The following is a 25,298-nucleotide window of genomic DNA, read 5'->3' on the forward strand; positions in this document are numbered from 1 at the left end:
CCGATCAGCAGACTGTCACCCGTGGCGGGCCCGCTGGCAGCCGGTGAGGGCGGGAGCGGGCCCTGCCCGGGGCCGCTCCCGACCCCCCCCGTGCGGGAGCGGCCCCTTCCAGTCCCATGCCGATGCGGTCGGCCCCGGGCCGCGACGGCCGGTGCCGACCGCGCCCACGATTCGAGGAGGTGGCGGTGATGGTGGTCCGACCGCCGGTCCCGCACGTCGCGATGCGCCCGCTGTGGCGGTGCCGCAACTGTGGCCGGGAGTGGCCCTGCCAACCGGCCAAGCTCGCCCTGCTCACCGAGTACCGCAGGGACCGCACCGGGCTGCTGGTCTACCTCGGCACCCTGATGCACGAGGCGACCAACCAGCTCACCCAACTGCACCCGGAACACCCGCCGGCTCGGATGACCGAACGTTTCCTGTCCTGGGCCAGGGCCCGGCGCTGAAACCGCCCGCACGGGCACGACCCGGACGCCGGTGACGCCTGCGCGGTGGGCCCGGTCCCACCCGTCCCGACTCCGGTTACCGGCAGGTTTCACGGCTTCGCAGGTCGGGCAGTCTAGGCGCAGGCATCGGTCGGAGCGGCGTGTTTCCGCACTTCAGCGGCGCGGTACCGGCTAGCCGTGCACCGGGGCACGGGTGACCCCCCGGTTTTCGTCGAAGAGAGGGGGAGGGTGATGACGGACCCCGGAACGGCCCGACACCGGCGTCGGCCGGCGCTCCGGGCCGGGGCGGCCGCCGCCGCGCTGGCGCTGGTCGCGCCGCTGGCCGCGTGCGGCACCGACGACGGTGGCGGTGGTACGCCCACGATCAACCTGTACTACCCGCCCGAGCAGAACCTGCAGAAGGTGGTCGACGACTGCAACACCCGGGCCGAGGGGCGCTACAAGATCGCCTACCGGGTGCTGCCCCGGCAGGCCGACGACCAGCGGGTGCAGTTGGTCCGCCGGTTGGCCGCCGAGGACAGCGGGATGGACGTGCTCGGCCTCGACGTCACCTGGACCCAGGAGTTCGCCAGCGCGAAGTGGATCCGGGAGTGGACCGGTCAGGACAAGAGCGAGGTTGAGCAGGGCACCCTGGCGGGCCCGCTGGACACCGCCCGCTACGAGGGCAAGCTCTACGGGGCGCCCAAGAACACCAACGTGCAACTGCTCTGGTACCGCAGCGACCTCGTCCCGCAGGCACCCAAGACCTGGGACGACATGATCACCGTCGCCAAGGACCTCAAGGGGCAGGGCAAGCCGTACCAGGTGCTCACCATGGGCGCGCAGTACGAGGGCCTGGTGGTGCTCTACAACACGCTCGCCGAGAGTGCCGGGGGCAAGATCCTCAGCGACGACGGCAAGCAGGCCGTGATGGACGACGGCACCGTCAAGGCCCTCGACCAGCTCCAGCGCTTCGCCACGTCGGGCGTGACGTCACCGTCGTTCAGCAACTCCACCGAGGATCCGGTCCGGCTGGACTTCCAGTCCGGCAAGGGCGCCTTCCAGGTCAACTGGCCGTTCGTCTACCCGGCGTTGCAGGAGGCCGACCCGGAGCTGGCCAAGAAGGTCAAGTGGGCCCGGGTGCCCGGCATCGACGCGAACACCCCCAGCAAGGTCACCATCGGCGGGGTCAACATGGCGGTCAGCGCCTACTCCAAGCACCCGACGGAGTCCTTCGAGGTGGCGAAGTGCCTCCGGGACGCCAAGAACCAGAAGTTCTCCGCGATCAACGACGGGGTGCCCCCGACCATCGAGGCGGTCTACGACGATCCGGAGATGGACGAGGCGTACCCGATGAAGGAGACCATCCTGGAGGAGTTGAAGGAGCCGGCGGTCCGTCCGCTGACCCCCGCGTACCAGAGCATCTCCACGGTGATGTCGGCGATCCTGTCGCCGCCGTCGGCGATCAGGCCGGAGCAGACCGCCAAGGAGCTGCGTAAGGCCATCTCCGACGCGCTCCAGTCCAAGGGGGTCCTGCCGTGAGCCGGCGAGCCCCGCTGAGCGAGAACAAGAAGGCCGAACGGAAACTGGGTTGGCTGCTCTGCGCCCCGGCCGCGCTGGTCATGGTGCTGGTCACCGCGTACCCGATCATCTATTCGGTCTGGCTGTCGTTGCAGCGCTTCGACCTGCGCTTCCCCGACCAGCGCGAGTTCATCGGGCTGGAGAACTACGTCACCGTGCTGAGCAACGAGTTCTGGTGGACCGCGTTCGGGGTGACCATGCTGATCACGGTGGTCACCGTGGCGGTGGAACTGGTGCTCGGCATGGGGCTGGCCCTGGTCATGCACCGCACCCTGGTCGGCCGGGGCATCGTGCGGACCGCCGCGCTCATCCCCTACGGCATCGTCACGGTCGTCGCCGCGTTCTCCTGGCGGTACGCCTGGACGCCCGGCACCGGCTACCTGGCCAACCTGTTCGACGGCAGCGCCCCGCTGACCGAGCGGGCCAGCTCGCTGGCGATCATCATGCTGGCCGAGATCTGGAAGACCACCCCGTTCATGGCCCTGCTGCTGATGGCCGGGCTGGCGCTGGTGCCGGAGGACCTGCTCAAGGCGGCCTCCACCGACGGGGCGACGGCGTGGCAGCGGTTCACCAAGGTGATGCTGCCGGTGATGAAGCCGGCGATCCTCGTCGCGCTGCTGTTCCGCACCCTGGACGCGTTCCGGGTCTTCGACAACATCTTCGTGCTCACCAACGGCGGCAACGAGACCTCGTCGGTGTCGATGCTCGCCTACAACAACCTGATCCGGGGGCTCAACCTCGGCATCGGCTCCACGATGTCCGTGCTGATCTTCATCACGGTGGCGATCATCGCGTTCGTCTTCGTGAAGCTGTTCGGCACCGCTGCCCCGGGCAGCGACGACGGGGAGAGGCGCTGACATGGCCGACACCACCACCCGGGCGAAGCTGCGCTGGGGCCTGATCGACGTCATCGTCGTCGTGTTCGCCCTGGTCCCGGTGCTCTGGATCGCCTCCCTGTCGTTCAAGACCCCGGCCACCCTCACCGACGGCAAGTTCTGGCCCCGGGAGTGGACGCTGGACAACTACCGGAGCATCTTCGACACCGACCAGTTCGTCCGCGCCCTGGTCAACTCGATCGGCATCGCCCTGATCGCCACGCTCATCGCGGTGGTCCTCGGCGCGATGGCCGCGTACGCGATCAGCCGGCTGGACTTCCCCGGCAAGCGCCTGCTGGTCGGGGTGTCCCTGCTGATCGCGATGTTCCCGCAGGTGTCGCTGGTGTCGCCGCTGTTCGAGATCGAACGGCAGCTCGGCCTCTTCGACACCTGGCCGGGGCTGATCCTGCCGTACATCACCTTCGCGTTGCCGCTGGCGATCTACACGCTGTCGGCGTTCTTCAAGCAGATCCCGTGGGACCTGGAGAAGGCGGCGAAGATGGACGGCGCGACCCAGGCGCAGGCGTTCCGGCGGGTCATCGCCCCGCTGGCCGCCCCGGGCCTGTTCACCACGGCGATCCTGGTCTTCATCTTCTGCTGGAACGACTTCCTGTTCGCCATCACGCTCACCTCGACCGAGCGGGCCCGTACGGTGCCGGTGGCGCTGTCGTTCTTCACCGGCGAGTCGCAGTTCGAGGACCCCACCGGGGCGATCTGCGCCGCCGCCGTGGTGATCACCATTCCGATCATCCTGTTCGTGCTCTTCTTCCAGCGCCGCATCGTCTCCGGTCTGACCTCCGGCGCAGTCAAGGGATAGGTGACAAAATGGCTGACATCGTGCTGGACAAGGTGAGCAAGAGCTTCCCCGACGGCACCGTCGCGGTGCAGGACGTCGACCTGGAGATCGCCGACGGCGAGTTCGTCATCCTGGTCGGTCCGTCCGGCTGCGGGAAGTCCACCACCCTCAACATGATCGCCGGGCTGGAGGACATCAGCTCCGGTGAGCTGCGCATCGGCGGACAACGGGTCAACGACAAGGCGCCACGGGACCGGGACATCGCGATGGTGTTCCAGTCGTACGCGCTCTACCCGAACATGACCGTCCGGGAGAACATGGCGTTCCCGCTGCGGCTGGCCAAGCTGGACAAGGCGACCATCGACCAGAAGGTGGACGAGGCGGCGAAGGTGCTGGAGCTGACCTCGCTGCTGGACCGCAAGCCGGCGAACCTCTCCGGTGGGCAGCGCCAGCGGGTGGCGATGGGCCGGGCGATCGTCCGGCAGCCCAAGGCGTTCCTGATGGACGAGCCACTGTCCAACCTGGATGCCAAGCTGCGCGTGCAGATGCGTACCGTGGTGTCCCGGTTGCAGAAGAAGCTCGGCACCACCACCGTCTACGTGACCCACGACCAGACCGAGGCGATGACCCTCGGCGACCGCGTGGTCATCATGCGGGGTGGCGCGATCCAGCAGGTCGGTCCGCCCCAGGAGCTGTACGACCACCCCCGCAACCTCTTCGTCGCCGGTTTCATCGGCTCCCCGTCGATGAACTTCCTGCACGCCGCCGTGGAGGACGGGAAGCTGCGGACCGCCCTGGGCGACGTGCCGATCGGCGACCGGATCCGCCGCGAGCTGGAGGGGGCCGACGCGCCCCGGGAGCTGATCCTCGGCATCCGCCCCGAGCACTTCGAGGACGCCGAACTGATCGACGACGAGGCGCGGGCCCGGGGCATGGAGTTCACCGCCCCCGCCGACATCGTCGAGTCGATGGGCTCCGACAAGTACGTCTACTTCACCGTCGAGGGGCAGCGGGCCAGCGCCGCCGAGCTGGAGGAGTTGGCCGCCGACGCCGGTGCCGACTTCAGTGGCGGCGGGGGCAACCTGGTGACCCGGCTGTCGGCCGAGTCGCCGGTGCAGGAGGGCGAGGACCGGCGGGTCTGGTTCAACCTGGAGAAGATCCACCTGTTCGACCCGTCGAACGGGCGGAATCTCACCCTGCACGAGGGTCGGTCGGCCGGCACGCTCGGCGACTGATCCCTCCCGGCCCGGACGTCCGGCCCCAGCGGCGGCGGCCCACCCAGCGGCGGCCCACCCCGCTGGGGCCGCAGCCCCGCTGGGGCCGCAGACGCAGCGGCCCGGTGCGGCTGCCCACGAGGCCGGTGATGGCCTGCGCCGTCCGAGCCGACCTCGGGGCTCGCCGCCACCCGCCAGCACGGACAGTAACCTAAGCGTCCGCCTCGCCCTACCGCCTTCGGCCCCTTTGCTCTGCTGCCACCCATGCGACGCTCACGTTCCGCAACTGTCGCGTAGATGGCAGCAGAGCAAAGGGGTCGGGTGGGTGTAGTGGCGGTCGGCGAGGCATTTCGGTGAATTCCCAGTTCAGAGCACATGGTGGTGGGGTTCCGGGCTTCTCGGTGGCCGAGGCAGCCGATTACTGGCAGTAACACTGCCGAGAGTTGCGCTGAGTTGCCACCGGGGCAAGGTGTTCGGGATGTGTGCGCATCACTGCGGCGCGCAGGAACTACCCAGTCCGTGGCGGCTACCGGGCTCGTGGCGGCTGCCCGGCCCGTGGTGACTGCCCGGCCCAAGAGGGCTGCGCCGTCCTGGAGGGCTGCCCGGCCCAGGCGGGCTGTGCTGCCTGTGGGGGCTGTGCGGCGCGGGCGGCGGCCGGGAGGTCCGGCACGAGGGGCTGTGGGATGCGGCGGGCTACCAGGAGAGGTGCAACGGCAGGTCGAGGAAGCGGGCGTAGCCTTCCAACGCCGCCCCGACCCGCTGTCTGATCTCCGTGTCCAGCGGGACCAGCGGCTGCACCGTCACGGTGACCCTGGTCCGGGCGAGGCGGCGCTTCCAGGTGCCGACCACCCGGCCGCCGCGCACCACGGTGGACTGGAAGACGCCGTTGCCGCCGGGGATCACCGCCGGCACGTGCGCCGGGTCCACCATGAGGGTGCGGTCCTTGAAGCCCAGCAGGTACTCGTCGAAGCCGGGGAGCACGTGGACGTCGTCCACCGGCAGGCGGGGCGCGTCGAGCAATGCCGGGTCGAGGTGCGACTCCACGCCGTCGACGTGCACCACGGCCAACTGCCCGGCGTCGGTGGCGACCGCGATGGCGCGCTTCGCGTCGGCGGCGGTCAGCCCCGTCCAGCCGGTGAAGTCCCGCCGGGTCGTCGGCCCGTGACTGCGGAAGTAGCGCCGGGCCAGGATGCCCAGCGCCTCGTCGCGCTCGGGCCGGTGCGGGTCGGGGGCCCACTCGTCGAGCAGCGCGAAGGTCTGCTCGGTGCCCACGTGCGGGGCGATGCAGGTGACACCCCGTTGGCTGGCGTACCAGAGTAGGTGGTAGGCGCGCTGGCCGGTGGTGTCGATGCCGGCGGCGGCGAGGGTGGCCAGGCACTGGGCGCGGGTCAACCGGCCGCCGCCGGCCAGCGCCGCGCCGAGCACGTCGGCGGCCCGGTCGGCGTCTGCCTCGGTCAGCCCGATCGTGGCCCGGCGGGCCGGTGCCCCGGCCAGGGCGCGTACCCCGGTCAGCTCCAGCATCCAGCGGGCGTCGCGGCAGGGGACCAGGTGTACGGTGCCCCGCATCGGCCAGGTGCGCAGCGCCTCGCGTCGTTCCAGGGCGGCGCGAACGTCGGCCTCGGTGTGACCGGGCAGCCGCAGGCCCAGCGACCACAGGCCGCTCGCCGCGTCCTGGGCCTGCATGGCCCCGAACCACTCCACCACCCCGGCGACGTCCACCGGCCGGCCACCCGGGTGCTCCCGCAGGCCCAGCGCGGTCATCCGCAACGTCAGCGCCTCGCCGCCGGTCAGCTCCACCATGCGGCCAGCATAGGGAGCACCCCCGACGTCGGCCGGCACACCCGGACCGGACCGTCACCGCCGGGCGCGCAGCGCGGTGGTCATGTGGTGGGGACCCCTGATCGCGCTACGCCGGTTGCCGAACCGGCGGAGCGCGATCCCCCGTGCAGGTCCCCCCGAACCCCGAGGGTGGCCCCCACCCCGGCGTCCGTGCCCCCAGGATCGCGTTCCCGTCCGTGCGTGGGAGCGTTCCCGGGCGGAACTTGCGGAAATCTTGAGCTGCGGCCGAAACTCTCGGTGTCGCCGGCGGTCTAGTCGAGCCGGCGGTGCATCACCAGCAGGTCGACCAGGCCGAGGTCGGGATGGCGGAAACCCTCCGGGATCCGGCCGACCACGGCGAATCCCAGCGACTCCCACAGCGCCACCGCCCGGGTGTTGCTGGCCACGACCGCGTTGAACTGCATCGCCCGGTAGCCGTCGTCCCGGGCCAGCTCCAGCACGTACACCCCGAGGGCCCGGCCGACGCCGCGACCCGCCGCCGTCGGCGCGACCATGAAGCTGGCGTTGGCCACGTGGTCGCCCGGCCCCTCCTGGTTGGCGATCAGCTTCGCCGTCCCCAGGACCGTCCCGTCGTCGTCCACCGCGACCACCGTCCGACCGGGTGGGGCGACCAGCCACCGTCGGCGGGCGTCGTCCGCACTGACGTCACGCGGCCAGGTGTACGTCTGCCCGGCGGCGACGATCTCGCGCAGGAAGGACCAGATCGCGGGCCAGTCCCCGGCGGTGGCGGCGCGCAGCTGCATGTCCGGATCATGCCACGCGGGAACGTTTGACCCGGCAACCACCGGGTAGTCGCGGGAGCTGACCCGAACCGAGGAGGACACAGGAATGGACGGCCAGGTCAAGGTAGCGGTCATCTACTACAGCGCGACCGGCATCACCTACCAGATGGCGCAGGCGGCCTGTGAGGCCGCCGGTGAGGCGGGAGCCGAGGTGCGCCTGCGCAAGGTGCGGGAGTTGGCGCCCGACGAGGCGATCCGCTCGAACGCGGGCTGGCAGGCGCACCGGCTGGAGACCCAGGACGTGATGGAGGCCGAGATCGACGATCTGGCCTGGGCCGACGTGGTGATCTTCGGTAGCCCCACCCGGTACGGCATGATCGCCGCCCAGCTCAAGCAGTTCATCGACACCACCGGCCCGCTCTGGGCCAACGGTGCGCTGGCCGACAAGGTCTACAGCGGCTTCACCTCCACCGCCACCTCGCACGGCGGGCAGGAGTCGACCCTGCTGTCGCTGTTCACGATCTTCTACCACTGGGGTGGTGTGGTGGTCACCCCCGGCTACACCGACCCGAGTCAGTTCGTCGCCGGCAACCCGTACGGCGCGTCGCACACCAGCAACAACGGGGAGATCGCCCCGGACCACGTGGCGCTCGCGGCCACCGCGCTGACCGCCAAGCGGGCGGTCCGCATCGGCGCCGCCGTCAAGCGCGGCCTGGCCGGCTGAGCCGGCGGACCAGACCGAGCCGGCGGACCAGGTCGCCCCGCCGGACCGGACCGGCGGGTGGGCGGTGGATCGGACGGGTCGCCAGCACCGTCCGATCCACCGCCGCACTACCCGCCCACCGGGTCGCCGTGCGCCGCCAGCGCCGGCCGGGCCAGGAGTTGACCCAGCAGCTCGGCCAGGACCGCCAGGCCGTCCCGGCTGAGCACCGACTCCGGATGGAACTGCACCCCGGCGAAGGTCGCCCCACGCAGCGCGTGCACCGACCCGTCGGCCGGATCCCGGGCCAGCTCCACCGGGCCGTACGGCGAGCCGATCCGGTCGGTGGCCGCCCGGGCGGTGAACGTCGAGTAGAAACCCACCCGACGTGGCACCCCGAACAGCGACACCTGCCGTTGCAGGCCCTGGTAGGGCGCGGCCCGGCGGTGCAGCGTCAATCCGAGCAGCCCGCTGAGCAGTTGGTGACCCAGGCACACCGCCAGGGTGGGCAGGTCCGCGTCCAACCGCCGGGTCAGCAGCCCGCGCAGGGCCGCCATCTTCGGGTCGTCGACCGCGCCCGGGTCACCCGGTCCGGGGCCGACCACCACCAGGTCGTACCCGTCGGTGCGGCCGGGGGTGTGCCAGGGCCGCACGTCCACCGTCAGGCCCAGCGCCCGCAACTGGTGGGCGAGCATCCCCGTGAAGGTGTCCTCCCCGTCGACCACCAGCGCCCGCCGGCCCGCCGCCCCGGGCAGCACCGCCGCCCCGGGGGCCCGCTGGTCGAGCCAGAACCGGGCCAGCGGGTCGTTGCGGGCGGCGAGCACCGCCCGTACCTGCGGATCGTCGGCCCACCGCACCGGCGGGTACGCACCGACCGCCGCCGCCTGCGGGCCCAGCCCCAACGCGGCGAGCACCCCGGCGGCCTTGGCGTGCGTCTCGGCGACCTCACCGGCGGCGGTGGAGTGCCGCACCAGGGTCGCCCCGACCGGCACCCGCAGCCGCCCGGCGGGGGAGATCTCGGCGGTCCGGATCAGGATCGGCGCGTCCAACGTCTGCCGGCCCTCGGCGTCGCGGCCCAGCAGCGCCAGCACCCCGGAGTAGTACCGCCGGCCGGTCGGTTCGTGCCGGGCGATCACCCGGCAGGCGTTCTGCATCGGGCTGCCGGTCACCGTCGGGGCGAACATCGTCTCGCGCAGCACCTCCCGGACGTCGCGGGTGCCCCGACCGGCCAGCAGGTACTCGGTGTGCGCCAGGTGCGACATCTCCTTGAGGTACGGCCCGACCACCTGCCCGCCGTGCTCGGCCACCCCGGCCATCATCTTCAGTTCCTCGTCGAGGACCATGTACAGCTCCTCGACCTCCTTCGGGTCGTGCAGGAACCGCAGCAGCGCGTCCCGGTCGGCGGCCGTCCCGGTGTGCCGGAAGGTGCCGCTGATCGGGTTCATCATGACCAGGCCGTCGTCGACGCTGACGTGCCGTTCCGGGCTCGCGCCGACCAGGGTCCGGGTGCCGGTGTGCACCAGGAACGTCCAGTACGCGCCCCGCTCGTCGCGTAGCAGCCGGCCCAGCGCCGCCAGCGCGGCACCCAACGGGGTGCCCCGTACGGTGGCGTGCAGGGTGCGGTGGATGACGAAGTTCGCCCCCTCGCCCCGGCCGATCTCCTCGGCCAGCACCCGGTCGACGATCCGGGCGTACTCGTCGTCGTCGACGTCGAAGGCGGCGTCGCGGGTGACCACCGGCCCGGTCGGCAGGGCGGCGAGCAGGTCGGCCAGTGGCAACGCGACGTGCGACTCGACGGTCAGGTACTCCAGCGGGACGCCGTCGTCCACACACGCGAAGCCCCGTTCGGCGATCTGCCGGTAGGGCACCAGCGCCAGCGTCCGGGGGCCCGGACCGCCCTCGGGCAGCGGCAGGTCGGCGAGGTGGTCGGCGACGCCCACCGGGCCGGTGAACAGGTCGACGTGGTCGACGCCGTCGCGGCGGACCAGCGCGAACGGGCCGGGGTCCCCGCCGTCGGCGAGGGCGGCGAGCAGGTCGTACGGGTGGTTCATCGGGTTCTCCTCGTCGGCCGGGCCGCCTCGTCGTCGGGCGGCCCCGGTGCCGGGGAGATAACCGTCGGCCGCCTCGTCGGGGCGGCCGCGTGAGAGCTACGCGCGGGGGATGGCCGCCGGGTCGGCGGGCCACCAGCAGGTCAGGTGCGCGAGCATGCCCCCACCCTAGGCGGTGCGGGGACGACGGGGAAGGGCGTTCCCATCCGCAGCTGCGGGTAGCGTGATCCGCGATGAACATTCTCGCCCTCGACCTGGGCACCTCCTCGGTACGGGGACTGGTGCTCGACGCCGACGCCGACCCGCTGCCGGGAGCGTTGGCCCGCCGCAAGGTGCACCTGTCGGTCACCGGGGACGGCGCCGGCACCCTGGACGCCGCCGCCTACCTGGCCGGCCTGACCGAGTGTCTGGACGAGTTGGCCGCCGCCGGCCACCTGCGCGACGTGGGCCTGGTCGCGGTCTGCGCGCAGTGGCACTCGGTGCTGCCCCTGGACCGGGCCGGTGACCCGCTCGGCCCGGTCCTGACCTGGCTGGACACCCGGCCCGCAGCCGCCCCCGGCGCGAGCGGCCCGACCGATCCGCAGGACTTCCACCGTCGTACCGGGGCGTGGTGGCACCGCTGTTACTGGTCGGTGCGGCTGCCCTGGCTGCGGGAACGCACGACCGGCGTGACCCGGTTCGCCGGCCTGGTCGAGTACGTCCTCGGCCAGTTGCTCGACGACGCGCCGATGTCGGTGTCGATGGCGTCCGGCACCGGCCTGCTCGACCTGCGCCGCCTCGACTGGGACGACGAGGCCGTCGCGTTGGCCGGGGTCCGCCCGGGTGAGCTTCCCGAGCTGGCCCCGATGGGCTGGTACGGTCGGCTGCGGGCCGGGCACGCCCGGCGGTGGCCGCAACTCGCCGCGGCGGACTGGGCCGCGCCGGTCGGTGACGGGGCCGCCTCCAACGTCGGCTCAGGCTGCGTGGACCCCCGCCGGGCGGCGGTCACCGTCGGCACCTCCGCCGCGGTACGGCTGGTCCAGCGGGTCCCGGCCGGGACGCCGCTGCCGCCCCTGCCCGCGTCGCTGTGGCGCTACCGGGTGGACCACGAGCACGTGGTGACCGGTGCGGCCTACTCGTCCGGCGGGAACCTGTTCGCCTGGGCGAACCGGGAACTGCGGCTGCCCGAGGGGGCCGAACTCGACGCGGCGCTGGCCCGGGTGGCGCCGGACGGCGTGCTCGCCGCGAACCCTCGGCTGGGTGGGGACCGGCCGCCCGGTCTGGCCCCGGCCGGCTCCGGTGAGCTGCACGGACTCAGCTTCTCCAGCACCGGGGTGGACATCCTCGCCGGGCTGATGACCGGGCTGTGCCGGATGGTCGCCGACGACCTCGCCGTGCTGGAGTCCGGTGTCGACGCACCCGTCGAGGTGGTGCTCGGCGGGGGAGCGGTGACCGCCTCCGCGTGGTGGCGTACGGCGTTCGCCGCCGCGCTCGCCCCGCGACCGGTCCGGCACCGCGCCGAGCGGGAGATCGGGGCAACCGGGGCCGCGCTGGTCGCGCTGGGTCGGGTGCCCGACGCGGACCGGCTCGCCGGCACCGGCCGTACGGAGGAGGACCCCTCGCCGACCCCGACCGTCCGGTCCGGCACGTCCGCCCGGTCGGATGCCCCGTCGACCCGTTGACACCGGTGTCTGGCCTGGTTGGATGGACCGGGCCACCCGTCGTGGGGACGGGGACCGAGGAGGCGAGACGTGGACGCAGGTCCCGACCCGACACCGAGCGCGGAGTCGCCGGGTCGGAACCGGTTCGACGAGCGGGTCGTGCCGCACCGGCGGCGTTCGCCGCTGCGGCTGCGGGACTGGCGAATGCGGACCAAGCTCGCCACCGTCCTGGTCATCCCGTCGGTGGCCTTCCTGGTGCTGGCCGGGGTGCAGACGGCGGGGCTGGTCGGGCGGACCACCGCGCTGAACGACTTCGCCCGGCAGGTCGGCATCGGCCAGCAGATCACCACCGTGGTGGACCGGCTCCAGCAGGAACGGGACCGCACCGCCGGTGAACTGGCGGCCCTGCGCCGCGCGGGCAACGCCGCCGACCGGGACGCCGCGCAGCTCGCCCTGCGGCCGTTGCACTCCGCCACCGACACGGCCATCGGTGCGTTGCGCGAGGCGGCCGGCCCGCTGGCCGACTCCGACGCCGCCTGGCAGGTCGCCTACGCCGAGGCGTTGGAGGCGTACGACCAGGTGGTCTACATCCGGGCGGCGGTGCCACCGGCGGTGCTGAGCAGCGACACCATCCTGGGCAACTACCACCGGGCGGTGGAGGCGCTGCTCGGCCTGCTCGCCGAGCCCAACCCCGGGCCGGATCGTCCGGAGTTGACCGACGCGGTGCTGCGTTACGTGCAGCTGGCCCGGGTCAAGGAGCTGTCGTCGCGGATCCGGGCCCAGCTGTACGCCGCCGGCCGGGCCGGCCGGTACGGCCTGGAGGACCAGGTGAACCTGACCGACCTGCGGGCCCAGCAGTTGGCCGCGTTGGGCGCGTTCCGGGTCGCCGCGACCACCGGCCAGATCCAGGCGTACGACCGGATCTCCCGGCAGGGGGCGTTCGTCGACGCCACCAAGTTGGAGGAGAAGAGCATCACCACCGGCGGCACCGCCCTGCCCGCGGTGTTGCCCGCGAACCAGTGGTGGACGGTCAGCGAGCAGCGGCAGGCGCTGCTGCGGCAGCTGGAGACCCGGGTCCTCGACGACGCGGTGGTCCGGGCCGACGAGGTCAGCGGCGCCCAGTTGCGCACCACCCTGCTGGTGCTCGGTGGCATCGTGGTGGTGCTCGCCCTGGCGGTGCTGCTGGCCGTGCTGATCGGTCGGTCGATCGCGAACTCGATGCAGCGGCTGCGTGACCAGGCACTGCGGATCGCCCAGGTCGAACTCCCGCACGCCCTGGACCGGCTGCGGGCCGTCGACGGCGGGGTGCCGAGGATCGACGTGCCGCCCGCCGTGGTGCGGTCCCTGGACGAGATCGGCGAGCTGGCCGAGGCGTTCGTGGCGGTGCACCGCAGTGCGGTCAGCGTCGCCGTGGAGCAGGCGGAGACCCGCCGTACCGTCAATGCGATGTTCGTGAACCTGGCCCGGCGCAGCCAGGTGCTGGTGGAGCGGCAACTGGAGCTGCTCGACGACCTGGAACGGGAGGAAGCCGACCCGGACCAGCTGGAGAACCTGTTCAAACTGGACCATCTGGCCGCCCGGATGCGCCGTAACGACGAGAGTCTGCTGGTGCTCGCCGGCACCGAGTCCACCCGCCGGTGGAACCGGCCGGTGCGGTTGGGTGCGGTGCTGCTCGCGGCGAGCGCCGAGATCGAGCAGTACCAGCGGGTCCGCCACGAGTCGGTGGCCGACCTCTACGTGGTCGGGCACGCCGTCGGTGAGCTGGTCCACCTGATGGCGGAGCTGCTGGAGAACGCGACTGCCTTCTCCCGGCCGGACACCGCGGTCCGGGTGAGCGCGTGGGCCGAGGGCGGCGGTGCGGTGGTGGAGGTCGCCGACGCCGGTCTCGGCATGAGCCCGACGGCGTTGGCGCAGGCCAACGCGGTGCTGGCGGCACCACCGGCGGCGGACGTGGCGGCCATCGAGCGGATGGGTCACTTCGTGGTCAGCCACCTGGCCGCACGGCACGGCGTCGGGGTGCAGCTGGCCGCCCCGGGGCAGGGCCTGGTGGCGCGGATCGCGTTGCCGGCGAGCCTGCTCGCGCCGGCGCCCGCCGTGGAGCTGGACATGCCGGTCGGGCAGCGGGCCCTCACCACCGCGGTCTCCGCCGCGCCCCGTCCCGTCGGGGCGTCGCGCCAGCCCGGTGCGGTCCACCCGGTCGACCTGCCGGTGGCCGGCCGCCCCCCGCAGCAGTGGCCGGGGGTGCCGCAGCAGCGGCCCGACGCGCCGGCCCCGTTGCCGGTCCGCGCCGCGGACGTGCTGGCGCCGGTCGCTGCGCCCCCGGCCGACACCGGTGGCGGCTGGTGGTCCCGGCAGGGGCCGGCCCCGTCGTCGCCGGTGTCGCTGGGGGAGAGTACGCCGGCGCCGCCGCTCGTCCCGGTCACCGGCGGCACCAACGACCGGGGGCTACCGGTGCGGGTGCCGATGGCCCAGCTGACCTCGGTGACGGAGCCGGCCCGGCCGGCGGCCCGGGTACGCGAGGACCTGGACCCGGAGGCGGTGGGCGGGATGCTGTCCCGGCTCTACAGCGGCGTGCGCCGTGCCGAGGCCGAGGAGACCACCGAGTTAATCTTGCCGCCGGGTGTGCGCAGCGAAGGAGGACGACGGTGATGACGCTGAGTCAGGAGGCGCGTGACCTGAACTGGTTGGTCAACGCGTTCGCGGAGCGGGTGCCGGGCGTGGCGCACGCGGTGGTGGTCTCCTCGGACGGTCTGCTGGTCGCGATCTCGGCGCAGTTGCCCCGGGACCACGCGGACAAGTTGGCCGCGGTCACCTCGGGGTTGATGAGCATCACCGCGGGGGCGGCCCAGATGTTCGACGGCGACATCGTCAAGCAGACGGTGGTCGAGATGGGGCGGGGCTACTTCCTGGTCATGCAGATCCGTGACGGCTCGATCCTGGCCACCCTGGCCGGCGCGGACGCGGACATCGGCGTGGTGGGCTACGAGATGGCCCGGCTGGCCAAGCAGGCCGGCGAGATGCTGACCCCGGCGCTGCGCGCGGAACTCCAGCAGGCACTGCCCCGCTGACGGTCGGTCGGGTGCCGGGCCGGACCGCCCCCACGCGGTCCGGCCGTGCCGGTGGTGCCCCCGTCGCCGGGTTACCGGTCGACGTCTCTACAGGCCGTTGTCCCGGATGACCTGGCGGTACCAGTGGGCGCTGCGCTTCAGGACGCGCCGCTGGGTCGGGTAGTCCACATAGACCAGCCCCCAGCGCTGGTCGTACCCCTCGGCCCATTCGAAGTTGTCCAGCAGCGACCAGACGTGGTAGCTCTCCAGCGGTACGCCGTCGGCGATGGCCCGGTGGGCGGCGGTGAAGTGGTCGCGCAGGAAGGCGATCCGGCCGGCGTCGTCGACGGTGCCGTCCGGGCCGAGGGTGTCGGGGCAGGGCAGGCCGTTCTCGGTGACGGTGATCGGGATCGGGCCGTAGTCGCGGGTGACCCGGGTCAGGGTGTCGTACATGCCCTGCGGGTAGATCTGCTGCCAGTCCGCCTCGCTGGTGGGCCAGCGGGTGACGGTGTTGCCGTTGCCGGTCAGGTAGAGCGGGGTGTAGTACTGCACCGCGAGCAGGTCCACCGGGCTGGAGATGATTCCCAGGTCGCCGTCGTGGATGCCCCGGACCATCCGGCTGTCCGGGCCGAGGTCGGCCAGCACGTCGGCCGGGTAGGCCCCGGTGAGGATGGAGTCCAGGTAGAGGCGGTTCTCGTACCCGTCGTGCAGCGTGGCGGCGGAGGCCGCGGCGGGGCTGTCGTCTGCGGGGTAGCACGGGTGCAGGTTGAGCGCCGGGCCGATGCGGGTGTCGTAGCCGGTGGCACGCAGCGCGCGGACGGCGAGGCCGTGGGCGAGCTGGAGGTGGTGGGCGACCAGGTAGGCGGCGTCGGCGTCCTGTCGGCCGGGGGCGTGGTGGCCCCAGAGGTAGCCGTTCTGCACCACGGTCTTGGGCTCGTTGATGGTCAACCAGACCGGCACCTGGTCGCCGATGCCCCGGAAGACCGCGTCGGCGTAGTCGGCGAACCGGTGGGCGGTGTCCCGGTTCTCCCAGCCGCCCTCGTCCTGCAACGCCTGCGGCAGGTCCCAGTGGAAGAGGGTGACCATCGGGGCGATGCCGCGTTCGTGCAGCCCGTCGACGAGCCGCTTGTAGAAGTCGAGCCCGCGCTGGTTGGGCTTGCCGGTGCCGTCGGCCTGGATCCGGGGCCAGGAGACGGAGAACCGGTAGCTGCGCAGCCCGAGGTCGCGCATCAGGTCCAGGTCGTCGGCCCAGCGGTGGTAGTGGTCGGCGGCCACGTCACCGGTGTCGCCGTTGTGGGTGCGTCCGGGGGTGTGACTGAAGGTGTCCCAGACCGACTCGCCCCGGCCGTCCTCCTTGGCGGCGCCCTCGATCTGGTAGGCCGAGGTGGCGGCACCCCAGCCGAAGTCGTGGGGGAACCGCAGCCGCTCCGTGGCGGGGTCGGGCGCCGGATCGCCACCCTTCGGCGTGTCGCAGCCGGCGGCCAGGGTGCCGGTGGCCGCGACCAGGCCACCGGCACCGGTGGCGGCGGTGAGCCCGGCGCCGGCGGTGGCGGTGGCGGAGAGCGCGGCGCGGCGCAGCAGGCGTCGCCGGGTGAGTATCGACATGGATGTTTCTCCTCAGGGTGCGGGCCACCCCGACGGCCGGGAGCGCTCCCAGCGCGGGCGTGCGACGGCCCGGCCGCCTCGGGGGGCGGGCCGCCAGCCTAGAGGGCCGCGCGTGGGCGGCCGGGATGGGGAATCGGGAGTGTGACGGGCGCCGTCGTGGGGACGGTCGGCCCAACTGCCGAGGGGCAGATAGCGATCGAGGCCGGCCGGGCGGCGCGCACGCCTGACCCGTCGGCCTCTTTTCCCGTCGAGTACGGGGGTTTAGTGTGGGGACGGGGGAGGGCAACCCCCGTCCCCACCTGTGTTGCACACACGCACGCTCGAATTGGCGTCCGGCCGTGCGTGTCGCGCGGGAGCCGGGCCACGCGAGTGGCTCTGGTTCCACCTCCCTCCGTGATGGTGGGATGATGGCTGGCGACGGTGTCCGGGCTGGCCCGTCGTCAGCCTTTCGGGCTGAACCCCGTGGTCGGGCGACCACGGTTCTGACCTTCACTTGTTGCATCTCCGTCGATGGAAGCGCTCCCATCGGCGATGCTGCGACTGTAACGCCCGTCACGGCTTTGTGAAAGCCCCTAAACGAGATCGAAACATCGACCTGCGTTTCGATACTGGTAGTTGTCGTGGGAGCGCTTCCATGGCACACTGTCGAATCAACGCAGCGGAGCCAAACACGCGCGAGTGATGGGTCGCCGAGGGCATCCGGGTCTCCCGGACGGCACCCGAAGGAACGGCACGGCCGGCCTGCTCGGCCGTACCCCGTCCCTGCCCCGGCCCACCGGCCGGACCGACCACCATTCCGGCGCCTCCGTCCCCCCGCGCACCCCTGTATCCGCGCGTGGAGGTGCCTCCGCCGGGGCCCGCAGCCCCGGCCCGGTCCGAGGAGACACCGCGCACATGAGACTCATGGCAAGACGTCGCCGCACGGCGATGCTCGCCGCCACCGCACTCGCCATCGGCGGGGTGGGCCTGCCGGCCAGCGCGGCCCAGGCCGCCCCGGCCTGCGACGTGGTCTACGCCACCAACGACTGGGGCAGCGGCTTCACCGCGAACGTCACCATCAAGAACCTGGGTGACGCGCTCAGCAGCTGGTCGCTCAAGTGGACCTTCCCGAACAGCAGCCAGCGGGTCACCCAGGGCTGGTCAGCGAAGTGGAGCCAGAGCGGCAGCGAGGTCACCGCCACCAACGAGTCCTACAACGGCAACATCGGGACCGGGGGCTCCACCACCATCGGGTTCAACGGCTCCTACTCGGGCAGCAACCCGAAGCCGACGTCGTTCACCCTCAACGGCACCCCGTGCAACGGCACCCCGGCCAACCAGCCGCCGACGGTCTCCCTCGGTGTGCCCGCCGGCCCGTTCACCGCGCCGGCCGACGTGCCGCTGACCGCCACCGCCAGCGACCCGGACGGGACGATCAGCAAGGTCGAGTTCTACCGCAACGGCATGCTGGTCAACACCGACACCTCCGCGCCGTACGCGTACACGCTGACCTCGCTGCCGTCCGGCAACTACACGGTCCAGGCCAAGGCGTACGACAACGCCAACGGCATCGGCGTGTCGGAGAAATCGTTCACCGTCAGCCCCGCCACCGGCCCGGCGCTGGTCGCCACGCCCTCCGCGGTGAGCGTCAACGAGGGTGGCAGCAGCACCTTCAACCTCAAGCTCAGCGCCGCGCCCTCGGGCAACGTGCCGGTCGCCATCACCCGTGCCGGTGACACCGACATCACGGTCTCGCCGGCCAGCGTCACGCTGACCCCGAGCAACTGGAGCACCGGGGCCACCGTCACGGTCGCCGCGGCGGAGGACGCCGACACCGCCGGTGGCACCGCCACCATCACCGCGGCCGGCACCGGGGTCTCCTCGGTGGTGGTCACCGCCACCGAGATCGACAACGACACCCCCGGTGGCGACAACGCCTACGTCGCGAAGTTCCTCGACCAGTACGGCAAGATCAAGAACTCGGGCTACTTCAGCCCCGAGGGCGTGCCGTACCACTCGATCGAGACGCTGATCGTCGAGGCCCCCGACCACGGCCACGAGACCACCTCCGAGGCGTTCAGCTACTGGCTGTGGCTGGAGGCCTACTACGGCCGGGTCACCCAGAACTGGGCCCCGTTCAACAACGCCTGGACGGTGATGGAGAAGTACATCATCCCGTCGCACGCCGACCAGCCCACCGCGGGCGTCGCCGGCACCCCGCAGTACGCCGCCGAGTACAACCTGCCCAGCCAGTACCCGTCGGCGCTGAACGCCAGCGTCCCGGTCGGCCAGGACCCGCTGCGCTCGGAGCTGCAGTCCACCTACGGCACCGGCGACATCTACGGCATGCACTGGCTGATGGACGTCGACAACACCTACGGCTTCGGCCGCTGCGGTGACGGCACCACCAAGCCGGCGTACATCAACACCTTCCAGCGGGGCACCCAGGAGTCGGTGTGGGAGACCATCCCGCAGCCGTCCTGCGACACCTTCAAGCACGGCGGCCAGTACGGCTACCTCGACCTGTTCGTCAAGGACTCGGGTGCCCCGGCCAAGCAGTGGAAGTACACCAACGCCCCGGACGCCGACGCCCGCGCCGTGCAGGCCGCGTACTGGGCGCTGACCTGGGCCAAGGCGCAGGGCAAGCAGGCCGACGTCGCGGCCACCGTGGCCAAGGCCGCCAAGATGGGCGACTACCTGCGGTACGCGATGTACGACAAGTACTTCAAGAAGATCGGCAACTGCGTCGGGGCCAGCACCTGCCCCGCCGGCACCGGCAAGGACTCGGCGCACTACCTGCTGTCCTGGTACTACGCCTGGGGTGGCGCGTACGACGCCAGCGCGGGCTGGTCCTGGCGGATCGGTTCCAGCCACAGCCACTTCGGTTACCAGAACCCGTTCGCGGCCTGGGCGATGACCAACGTGAACGAGCTCAAGCCGAAGTCCCCGACCGCGGTCGGCGACTGGCAGAAGAGCCTCGACCGGCAGCTGGAGTTCTACACCTGGCTCCAGTCCGCCGAGGGCGGCATCGCCGGTGGCGCCACCAACAGCTGGGACGGTAGCTACGCCCAGCCGCCGTCGGGCACCGCCACCTTCTACGGCATGTACTACGACGTCGACCCGGTCTACAACGACCCGCCGTCGAACCAGTGGTTCGGCATGCAGGTCTGGTCGATGCAGCGCATCGCCGAGCTGTACCTGGAGACCGGCAACACCAAGGCCAAGGCGCTGCTCGACAAGTGGGTGCCGTGGGCGATCGCCAACACCAAGCTGGGCACCAACTGGGCGGTTCCGTCCGAGCTGAAGTGGACGGGCCAGCCCGCCAACTGGAACCCGAGCAGCCCGGCGTCCAACACCGGCCTGCACGTCGAGGTCAGCTCCACGGGCCAGGACGTCGGCGTCACCGGCTCCCTCGCCCGGACCCTGATCGCGTACGCGGCCAAGTCGGGCAACACGCAGGCGAAGGCCACCGGCAAGGGCCTGCTGGACGCGCTCTCGGCGGCCAGCGACAGCAAGGGTGTCTCGACGACGGAGACGCGCGGCGACTACAAGCGCTTCGACGACGTCTACAACGCCGCTGACGGCCAGGGCCTCTACGTGCCGCCGGGCTGGACCGGGAAGATGCCCAACGGTGACACCATCGCCGCCGGCAAGAGCTTCCTGGACATCCGGTCGTTCTACAAGAACGACCCGGACTGGCCGAAGGTCGACGCGTACCTCAAGGGCGGCCCCGAGCCGACGTTCAACTACCACCGGTTCTGGGCCCAGTCCGACATCGCCATGGCGTACGCGGACTACGGGATGCTCTTCCCGAACGGCTGAGTTGACCCTGCCGGGTGGGTGGCGCGGCGCCGCCCACCCGGAGGCCGACCGGGCCCGGGGGAGCGGACGCCCGGTCGGCGGGCGGCCTGATTCCCACGGTCAGGCCGGGGGTGGGTCGACCGTCCGGCCGACGCAGCGGAACGGCCGGCCCACCCCACCATCCCCTTTCCCGCTCCGGCGGGAAAGGGCCGTGAAAAAAGAGGGCGCGCGGGATAACGCGACGCCACCTGACGGAGTACCGTGTTGATCGGAGAGGCCGCTCCCCCCGTGGCGGCCTCTCCATTAACGTATCCGCTCCCGGCAGCACCTCAGCGGGGTTCCGCCGGGTGCCGCAGCCCCGGATGGCCGGCCGGCAGCGACCGGCGGATCACCACCCAGCTCACCGTCAGCGCCGCCGCCACCAGCGGCCAGGTCAACGCGACCCGCGCCACGGTCAACGCGAGCACCTGCCCACCCAGCCACAGCGGCAGGAACACCGCCACCCGCACGACGTAGGTGGCCGCCCACACCCAACTGCCCCTCGCGTACGCCCGCAGCAGCGCCGGGTCGCGCCGCCACCGCCCGCGCTGGCGCAACGCCGCCCCGACGACCACCCCGAGCAGCGGCCGGCGTACCACGATGCTCACCATCCAGACCAGCGCGCTGGCGAGGTTGGAGAAGACCTGCACCGCGAAGAAGTCGGCGGCCCGACCGGTGCGCAGCGCCACTACCGCGGCCAGGCAGACCGCCAGCAACCCGATCAGCACCGCCCGGGGGCGGTCCCCGCGCCGCCACCGCCACAGCGCCACCGCCGTACCGGCCAGCACGGCCACGGCGACCCCGCCGACGACCGACCGTCCGGTGGCCAGCCAACCGATGGTGAACGCCACCGGCGGCAGGGTCGCGTCGACCGCGCCCCCGCGCCCACCGAGCAGACCGGCCAACGACTCCACCTGCTCCGGCGGCTGCGGTGCCGGTCCGTGGGGTGCCGGCTCGTGGGGTGCCGCCGGGTCCCCGGCCGGCGGTGGTGCGGTGGTCCGCTGTCCGGTCGCCGTGGGCGCGGCGGCGGACCGCCCGGCCGCCGGGTTCCCGGCCGGTGGCTGCTGGGACGGCCCGTGCGGCGGCGGTGCCGGCGGGTCCCCGGCCCGTGGCTGCTGGGACGGCCCGTGCGGCGGCGGTGCCGGCGGGTCCCCGGACGGCGGCTGCCGGGTCGATCGTCCGTGCTGCGGTGTGCCGGTCACCGTCACCTCCCGTGGTCCCGTGTCAAGGTATCCGGGTCGCCCCGGTGGGCCCACGAGCGACGTGCCGGGCATGCCGCTACGGTGTGCGGGTGCGTGCGACGGCAAGGGGTTGGACCGCGGTCTGGTTGGTCGTACTGGCGTTGGCCCAGACGGCGGCCTTTCTGCTGGTGTGGCGGTTCGCCGTGCACACCGGGACCGGGCAGTGGCTCGACACGGTCGCGTTGACCGGCAACCGGATCGGCCAGGACCGCATCGACGGGCTGGTCAACCGGATCCTCAACGCCATGTCGGTGGTCTCCCTGCTGGCGGCCATGGTGGTGATCTTCTTCATCGCCCTGATCCGGGGCCGCAAGGCGCTCGCCATCTCGGCCACCCTGCTGATCGCCGGGGCGAACGTCACCACCCAGGTGCTCAAGTACGTCATCGACCGACCCGCGCTCGGCATCGACCCGCAACGCGACGCGGTCGGCAACAGCCTGCCCAGTGGACACACCACCATCGCCGCCTCGGTGGCGCTGGCGCTGATCCTGGTGCTGCCGGCCAAGGTGCGTGTCCTCGGGGCGTTCCTCGGCACCGCGTACGCGGCCGTCGCCGGGGTGGCCACCCTCTCCGCCGGCTGGCACCGGCCCAGCGACGCGGTCGCCGCGTTCCTGGTCGTCGGCGTCTGGGCGGCGCTGGCCGGCCTGCTCCTGCTGGTGTTCCAGCACGAGCAGGCGCAGGTCGCCCCGGACGACGCGCACAGGGTTGCCGCCAGCGTGCTCGGCATCGGCGGCCTGCTCGCCGTCCTCGGCTGCGGACTGGCCCTGTCCGGCCTGCTCGACCAGCAGCAGGTGCCGGTGGACGAGCTGACCCGCCGCACCCTGTTCATCGGGTACGCCGGCAGCGCCGCCGGGATCGCCGGCACCATCGGGGTGGTGGCCGCACTGGTGCTGCTCTCCGTACACCGCCTGGTGCCCCGCTGGAAGGGCTGACCGGAGGCCGGGGCCGGCACCTGGTGCCCCTGGCCGGTACGGCGTTCCGTGCCGAGTGCGTCCGGCTGGCCGTGGTCCTGGCCACGCTGACCGACGCGGACCTGGACCGGCCCACCCCGTGCCCGCCCTGGGCGGTCCGGGACCTCGTCGCCCACGTCCGCACGGGTGCCGGACGCCTGGTCGACATGCTCGCGGCGCCCGCGCCGCCGCGCGCCGAGGTGGACGCCGCCGGCTACTTCGGCCCGGCGAAGTTCACCCCGCAGGTCGACGCCGACCGGATCGCCGACGCCCGGCGGGCGGCCCGCGGTCCCGCCACCCCGAGCGGGTCCACGGAAGCGGTGGCGACCGCGGCGGCCTTCACCGCCGCCTGGCGGGCGACCGACGCGGCGGTACGGACGCAGCCGGCTGACCGGGTCGTCCGTACCCGCCACGGTGACCCGATGACGGTGTACGAGTTCCTGGTGACCCGCGTGGTGGAGGTCGGCGTGCACGGGCTCGACCTGGCGATGGCGCTGCACCGCGAGCCGTGGCTCACCCCCGCCGCCGCGCGGGTCATCGCCGACCTGTTCACCGGGGGACGGCCGGTCCCGGCCGGGCTCGGCTGGGACCGCCTCACCCTGGTCCGGAAGACCACCGGCCGCGCCCCGCTCACTCCCGCCGAGCAGCGGATCATCACCGCGCACCCCTTCCCCCACCTGTCCCTCACCACCCAGACCTGACCCCCCACCACCACAGAACCCACGCTCTCCCCCCGAACAACCCGCCCCCGCCCCCGGCCCCCGTCCCCGGCCCGGTGATCAAGAGGTTTGCGCGCGGTGATCAAGAGGTTTGCGTCAGCTTGATGATCAGACTTGACGCAAACCTCTTGATCACCGGACTCAAGCGGGGGTGGGGTTAGAGGGGTGCGGGGTTAGAGGGGTCGGTGGCCCGGCGGGGGTCGGCTGCCGCGACCGCGCCGAGCACCACCATCACCGCCGTGGCGGAGAGCAGGGATGCCACGTGCAGCAGCAGGGGGAAGAGCAGCACCAGGGCTGCGGCCGCGATCCAGCGGGACGGCGAGACCCGGCCGAAGACCTCGTACTCGAACCGGGTCCGGCCGAGCAGGAAGAGCACCGGGCAGCCCACCACCAGCACCACCCAGGCCGCCTCCGAGGCGGCGAGCGGATGCTCGATGGTCAGCTCATACCCGATCGCAGCAGCATGCGCAGCTTGAGCCGCCGGTACTCGTGGTTGCCGAGGGCCACCAGCAGCAGCCCCGGGCGGAACACCTGCGTCACCACGTACGCCACCGCGAACGTCAGCCCGGCGGAGGTGAACGCGCGGGGGATCGCCACCCCCATCACCATGCTGCCGGTCAGGGCGACGATCACCACGAGCTGGAGCCAGCCGTGGTGCGGGTCGTACCGGCTGGTCGTCCAGGCGACGCCCTGCCAGATCGTCCAGATCGCGAGCAGCAGCAGGGTCTTGACGCCCCGGTCACCGGGGACCAGCCGGTGGTGCCGCCGGGCTCCAGGGCCAGATCCTCGAAGGCGCGGAACGAGATGCGGGTGAGCGCGAAGACGTACACCAGGTCGAAGAAGAGCTCCAGGAAGGTCGCGCCCTGCGCCGACCCGGTACGCCGCAGCGGAGCGGCCTGTTCGCCGCCCGTCATGATCGTCGGCAGCTGCCGTCGGCCCAACCCACCAGGGGTTGGTAGGCAACCTGGCCGGTCCCGGGGACGGTCAACGCGGCAATCCACCCTTGTTCCGTCGGGGGTGAGCGGGCACCATCGACCGGATGACGAACCGATGGGGCCTCACGGTGCCGCTGACCGGTGTCCCGCTCGCCGAGCACGCCGCCTGCTATGCGGCGGTCGAACGGGCCGGTTTCACCGACCTGTGGTCGTCCGAGGTCAACGGCACCGACGCGTTCACCCCGCTGGCGCTGGCCGCCGCCTGGCAACCCGGCCTGCGGCTGGGCACCGCGATCACCCCGGCGTTCACCCGGGGGCCGGGCCTGCTGGCGATGAGCGCGGCGGCGCTGGCCGAGGCCGCCCCGGGCCGGTTCGCCCTCGGCATCGGCGCGTCCTCCCCGGTGGTGGTGGGGGACTGGAACGGCGTGCCGTACACCGAGCCGTTCCGGCGTACCCGTGACCTGTTGCGGTTCCTCAAGCCGGCCCTGCGGGGCGAGACGGTCGACGGGGCGTTCGACACCTTCCGGGTGCGCCGGTTCACCCTGGAACGCCCGCCGGCCAGCCCACCCCCGGTGCTGCTCGCCGCGCTGCGGCCGGGGATGCTGCGGCTCGCCGCCGCCGAGGCCGACGGGGTGATCCTCAACTGGCTGGCCGCCGACGACGTCCCCCGGGTCCTCGCGGAGCTGACCGGTCGTGGCCCGGGCTTCGACGTGGTCGCCCGGATCTTCGTCTGCCCCACCGAGGACGCCGGCCACGCCCGCGCCCTCGGCCGGCGGCTGATCACCAGCTACCTCACCGTCCCCGCGTACGCGGAGTTCCACCGTTGGCTCGGCCGGGAGCCGGTGCTCGGGCCGGTCTGGGCGGCCTGGGCCGCCGGTGAACGGCGGGCCGCCGCCGCAGCCGTCCCGGACGAGCTGGTCGACGCGCTGATCCTGCACGGCTCGCCCGAACACTGCGCGGAGCAGGTGCGCCGCTACGCCGACGCCGGGGTGGACGTGCCGGTGCTCGCCCTGCTGCCCACCCCGGAACTGGCCGCCGGTGGGGCCGCCGCCCTGGGCGACCTGATCGCCCGGCTGGGACCGCCGCCGGTCCCGGCGGGCGGGCCGGACGAGCGTGGCAGCGGGCAGCCGGCGGGACGGGACTGA

The 25,298-nt window shown here is 72.5% G+C and carries 21 protein-coding genes; 13 read left to right on the plus strand and 8 right to left on the minus strand.

Going from position 1 to position 25,298, the window contains the following annotated elements:
- Positions 1–188 precede the first annotated feature (188 nt).
- The 5 genes from JQN83_RS25980 (at position 189) to JQN83_RS26000 (ending at position 4,909) form a co-directional block, all read left to right on the plus strand.
- On the plus strand, positions 189–443 hold the full coding sequence (locus JQN83_RS25980; RefSeq protein ID WP_208569781.1) for a flavin reductase: 255 nt from the start codon (positions 189–191) through the stop codon (positions 441–443).
- Positions 444–671: 228 nt separating this feature from the next.
- Positions 672–1,964, plus strand: coding sequence for an ABC transporter substrate-binding protein (locus JQN83_RS25985; protein ID WP_372444136.1), 1,293 nt, complete (start codon positions 672–674; stop codon positions 1,962–1,964).
- Positions 1,961–2,860 (plus strand): carbohydrate ABC transporter permease, encoded by a 900-nt coding sequence (locus tag JQN83_RS25990; RefSeq protein ID WP_067308257.1) that lies wholly within the window; start codon positions 1,961–1,963, stop codon positions 2,858–2,860. The genes JQN83_RS25985 and JQN83_RS25990 overlap by 4 nt, the downstream gene beginning before the upstream one ends.
- A gap of 1 nt (position 2,861) precedes the next feature.
- Positions 2,862–3,695, plus strand: a complete 834-nt coding sequence (locus JQN83_RS25995; RefSeq protein ID WP_208569783.1) for a carbohydrate ABC transporter permease — start codon at positions 2,862–2,864, stop codon at positions 3,693–3,695.
- A gap of 8 nt (positions 3,696–3,703) precedes the next feature.
- Positions 3,704–4,909, plus strand: a complete 1,206-nt coding sequence (locus tag JQN83_RS26000) for an ABC transporter ATP-binding protein (RefSeq protein ID WP_208569784.1) — start codon at positions 3,704–3,706, stop codon at positions 4,907–4,909.
- A gap of 672 nt (positions 4,910–5,581) precedes the next feature.
- Here JQN83_RS26000 and JQN83_RS26005 read toward each other — a convergent pair.
- On the minus strand, positions 5,582–6,688 hold the full coding sequence (locus tag JQN83_RS26005; RefSeq protein WP_208569785.1) for a winged helix DNA-binding domain-containing protein: 1,107 nt from the start codon (positions 6,686–6,688) through the stop codon (positions 5,582–5,584).
- A gap of 290 nt (positions 6,689–6,978) precedes the next feature.
- A complete protein-coding gene (locus JQN83_RS26010; RefSeq protein WP_208569786.1) occupies positions 6,979–7,470 on the minus strand; it encodes a GNAT family N-acetyltransferase in 492 nt (163 codons plus the stop codon).
- Positions 7,471–7,555: 85 nt separating this feature from the next.
- Here JQN83_RS26010 and wrbA point away from each other — a divergent pair, with 85 nt between their 5' ends.
- Positions 7,556–8,173, plus strand: a complete 618-nt coding sequence (wrbA, locus tag JQN83_RS26015; RefSeq protein ID WP_208569787.1) for an NAD(P)H:quinone oxidoreductase — start codon at positions 7,556–7,558, stop codon at positions 8,171–8,173.
- Positions 8,174–8,280: 107 nt separating this feature from the next.
- Here wrbA and JQN83_RS26020 read toward each other — a convergent pair whose 3' ends face one another.
- On the minus strand, positions 8,281–10,200 hold the full coding sequence (locus JQN83_RS26020; protein ID WP_208569788.1) for an anthranilate synthase family protein: 1,920 nt from the start codon (positions 10,198–10,200) through the stop codon (positions 8,281–8,283).
- A 230-nt stretch (positions 10,201–10,430) separates the two neighbouring features.
- Between JQN83_RS26020 and JQN83_RS26025 the strand changes: the two genes are divergently transcribed.
- The 3 genes from JQN83_RS26025 (at position 10,431) to JQN83_RS26035 (ending at position 14,905) form a co-directional block, all read left to right on the plus strand.
- On the plus strand, positions 10,431–11,858 hold the full coding sequence (locus tag JQN83_RS26025; protein ID WP_208569789.1) for a gluconokinase: 1,428 nt from the start codon (positions 10,431–10,433) through the stop codon (positions 11,856–11,858).
- Between the two features lie 69 nt (positions 11,859–11,927).
- Positions 11,928–14,486 (plus strand): sensor histidine kinase, encoded by a 2,559-nt coding sequence (locus tag JQN83_RS26030; protein WP_307799727.1) that lies wholly within the window; start codon positions 11,928–11,930, stop codon positions 14,484–14,486.
- Positions 14,486–14,905: a roadblock/LC7 domain-containing protein gene (locus JQN83_RS26035; RefSeq protein WP_244253239.1), complete on the plus strand. Its 420-nt coding sequence runs from the start codon at positions 14,486–14,488 to the stop codon at positions 14,903–14,905. The genes JQN83_RS26030 and JQN83_RS26035 overlap by 1 nt, the downstream gene beginning before the upstream one ends.
- An 87-nt stretch (positions 14,906–14,992) precedes the next feature.
- On the opposite strand, the gene JQN83_RS26040 is transcribed toward JQN83_RS26035, so the two are convergent.
- Positions 14,993–16,489: a GH1 family beta-glucosidase gene (locus tag JQN83_RS26040; RefSeq protein ID WP_244253240.1), complete on the minus strand. Its 1,497-nt coding sequence runs from the start codon at positions 16,487–16,489 to the stop codon at positions 14,993–14,995.
- A 903-nt stretch (positions 16,490–17,392) separates the two neighbouring features.
- On the opposite strand from JQN83_RS26040, the gene JQN83_RS26045 reads away from it, so the two are divergent.
- A complete protein-coding gene (locus JQN83_RS26045; protein WP_208569837.1) occupies positions 17,393–20,290 on the plus strand; it encodes a glycoside hydrolase family 48 protein in 2,898 nt (965 codons plus the stop codon).
- 308 nt (positions 20,291–20,598) lie between these two features.
- On the opposite strand, the gene JQN83_RS26050 is transcribed toward JQN83_RS26045, so the two are convergent.
- On the minus strand, positions 20,599–21,222 hold the full coding sequence (locus tag JQN83_RS26050; protein ID WP_208569838.1) for a DUF3159 domain-containing protein: 624 nt from the start codon (positions 21,220–21,222) through the stop codon (positions 20,599–20,601).
- A 371-nt stretch (positions 21,223–21,593) separates the two neighbouring features.
- Between JQN83_RS26050 and JQN83_RS26055 the strand changes: the two genes are divergently transcribed.
- On the plus strand, positions 21,594–22,481 hold the full coding sequence (locus tag JQN83_RS26055) for a phosphatase PAP2 family protein (protein WP_208569790.1): 888 nt from the start codon (positions 21,594–21,596) through the stop codon (positions 22,479–22,481).
- Positions 22,482–22,501: 20 nt separating this feature from the next.
- Positions 22,502–23,200, plus strand: coding sequence for a maleylpyruvate isomerase N-terminal domain-containing protein (locus tag JQN83_RS26060; RefSeq protein WP_244253253.1), 699 nt, complete (start codon positions 22,502–22,504; stop codon positions 23,198–23,200).
- Between the two features lie 175 nt (positions 23,201–23,375).
- On the opposite strand, the gene JQN83_RS33405 is transcribed toward JQN83_RS26060, so the two are convergent.
- Genes JQN83_RS33405 through JQN83_RS33415 form a run of 3 tightly spaced genes read right to left on the minus strand, consistent with a single transcriptional unit; the run spans position 23,376 to position 24,132 of the window.
- Positions 23,376–23,618 carry a hypothetical protein gene (locus tag JQN83_RS33405; protein WP_372444137.1) on the minus strand — a complete coding sequence of 81 codons (243 nt, stop codon included), beginning with the start codon at positions 23,616–23,618 and terminating at the stop codon, positions 23,376–23,378.
- Between the two features lie 38 nt (positions 23,619–23,656).
- Positions 23,657–23,941: a low temperature requirement protein A gene (locus JQN83_RS33410; RefSeq protein WP_244253255.1), complete on the minus strand. Its 285-nt coding sequence runs from the start codon at positions 23,939–23,941 to the stop codon at positions 23,657–23,659.
- On the minus strand, positions 23,848–24,132 hold the full coding sequence (locus JQN83_RS33415) for a low temperature requirement protein A (RefSeq protein ID WP_244253268.1): 285 nt from the start codon (positions 24,130–24,132) through the stop codon (positions 23,848–23,850). The genes JQN83_RS33410 and JQN83_RS33415 overlap by 94 nt, the downstream gene beginning before the upstream one ends.
- 125 nt (positions 24,133–24,257) lie before the next feature.
- On the opposite strand from JQN83_RS33415, the gene JQN83_RS26070 reads away from it, so the two are divergent.
- Positions 24,258–25,298: an LLM class F420-dependent oxidoreductase gene (locus tag JQN83_RS26070; RefSeq protein WP_208569791.1), complete on the plus strand. Its 1,041-nt coding sequence runs from the start codon at positions 24,258–24,260 to the stop codon at positions 25,296–25,298.

Origin of the sequence: Micromonospora antibiotica, from assembly GCF_017599305.1 — a bacterium.
GTDB classification, from domain to species: domain Bacteria; phylum Actinomycetota; class Actinomycetes; order Mycobacteriales; family Micromonosporaceae; genus Micromonospora; species Micromonospora antibiotica.

Bases quoted from the DNA above. Each gene is read 5' to 3' on its own strand.
- JQN83_RS33415 (WP_244253268.1), bottom strand. From the start codon at position 24,132: ATGACGGGCGGCGAACAGGCCGCTCCGCTGCGGCGTACCGGGTCGGCG.
- JQN83_RS26035 (WP_244253239.1), top strand. From the start codon at position 14,486: ATGACGCTGAGTCAGGAGGCGCGTGACCTGAACTGGTTGGTCAACGCG.
- JQN83_RS26000 (WP_208569784.1), top strand. From the start codon at position 3,704: ATGGCTGACATCGTGCTGGACAAGGTGAGCAAGAGCTTCCCCGACGGC.
- JQN83_RS26025 (WP_208569789.1), top strand. From the start codon at position 10,431: ATGAACATTCTCGCCCTCGACCTGGGCACCTCCTCGGTACGGGGACTG.
- JQN83_RS26020 (WP_208569788.1), bottom strand. From the start codon at position 10,200: ATGAACCACCCGTACGACCTGCTCGCCGCCCTCGCCGACGGCGGGGAC.
- JQN83_RS26070 (WP_208569791.1), top strand. From the start codon at position 24,258: ATGACGAACCGATGGGGCCTCACGGTGCCGCTGACCGGTGTCCCGCTC.
- JQN83_RS26040 (WP_244253240.1), bottom strand. From the start codon at position 16,489: ATGTCGATACTCACCCGGCGACGCCTGCTGCGCCGCGCCGCGCTCTCC.
- wrbA (WP_208569787.1), top strand. From the start codon at position 7,556: ATGGACGGCCAGGTCAAGGTAGCGGTCATCTACTACAGCGCGACCGGC.
- JQN83_RS26005 (WP_208569785.1), bottom strand. From the start codon at position 6,688: ATGGTGGAGCTGACCGGCGGCGAGGCGCTGACGTTGCGGATGACCGCG.
- JQN83_RS25980 (WP_208569781.1), top strand. From the start codon at position 189: ATGGTGGTCCGACCGCCGGTCCCGCACGTCGCGATGCGCCCGCTGTGG.
- JQN83_RS25995 (WP_208569783.1), top strand. From the start codon at position 2,862: ATGGCCGACACCACCACCCGGGCGAAGCTGCGCTGGGGCCTGATCGAC.
- JQN83_RS26010 (WP_208569786.1), bottom strand. From the start codon at position 7,470: ATGCAGCTGCGCGCCGCCACCGCCGGGGACTGGCCCGCGATCTGGTCC.
- JQN83_RS26045 (WP_208569837.1), top strand. From the start codon at position 17,393: ATGGCAAGACGTCGCCGCACGGCGATGCTCGCCGCCACCGCACTCGCC.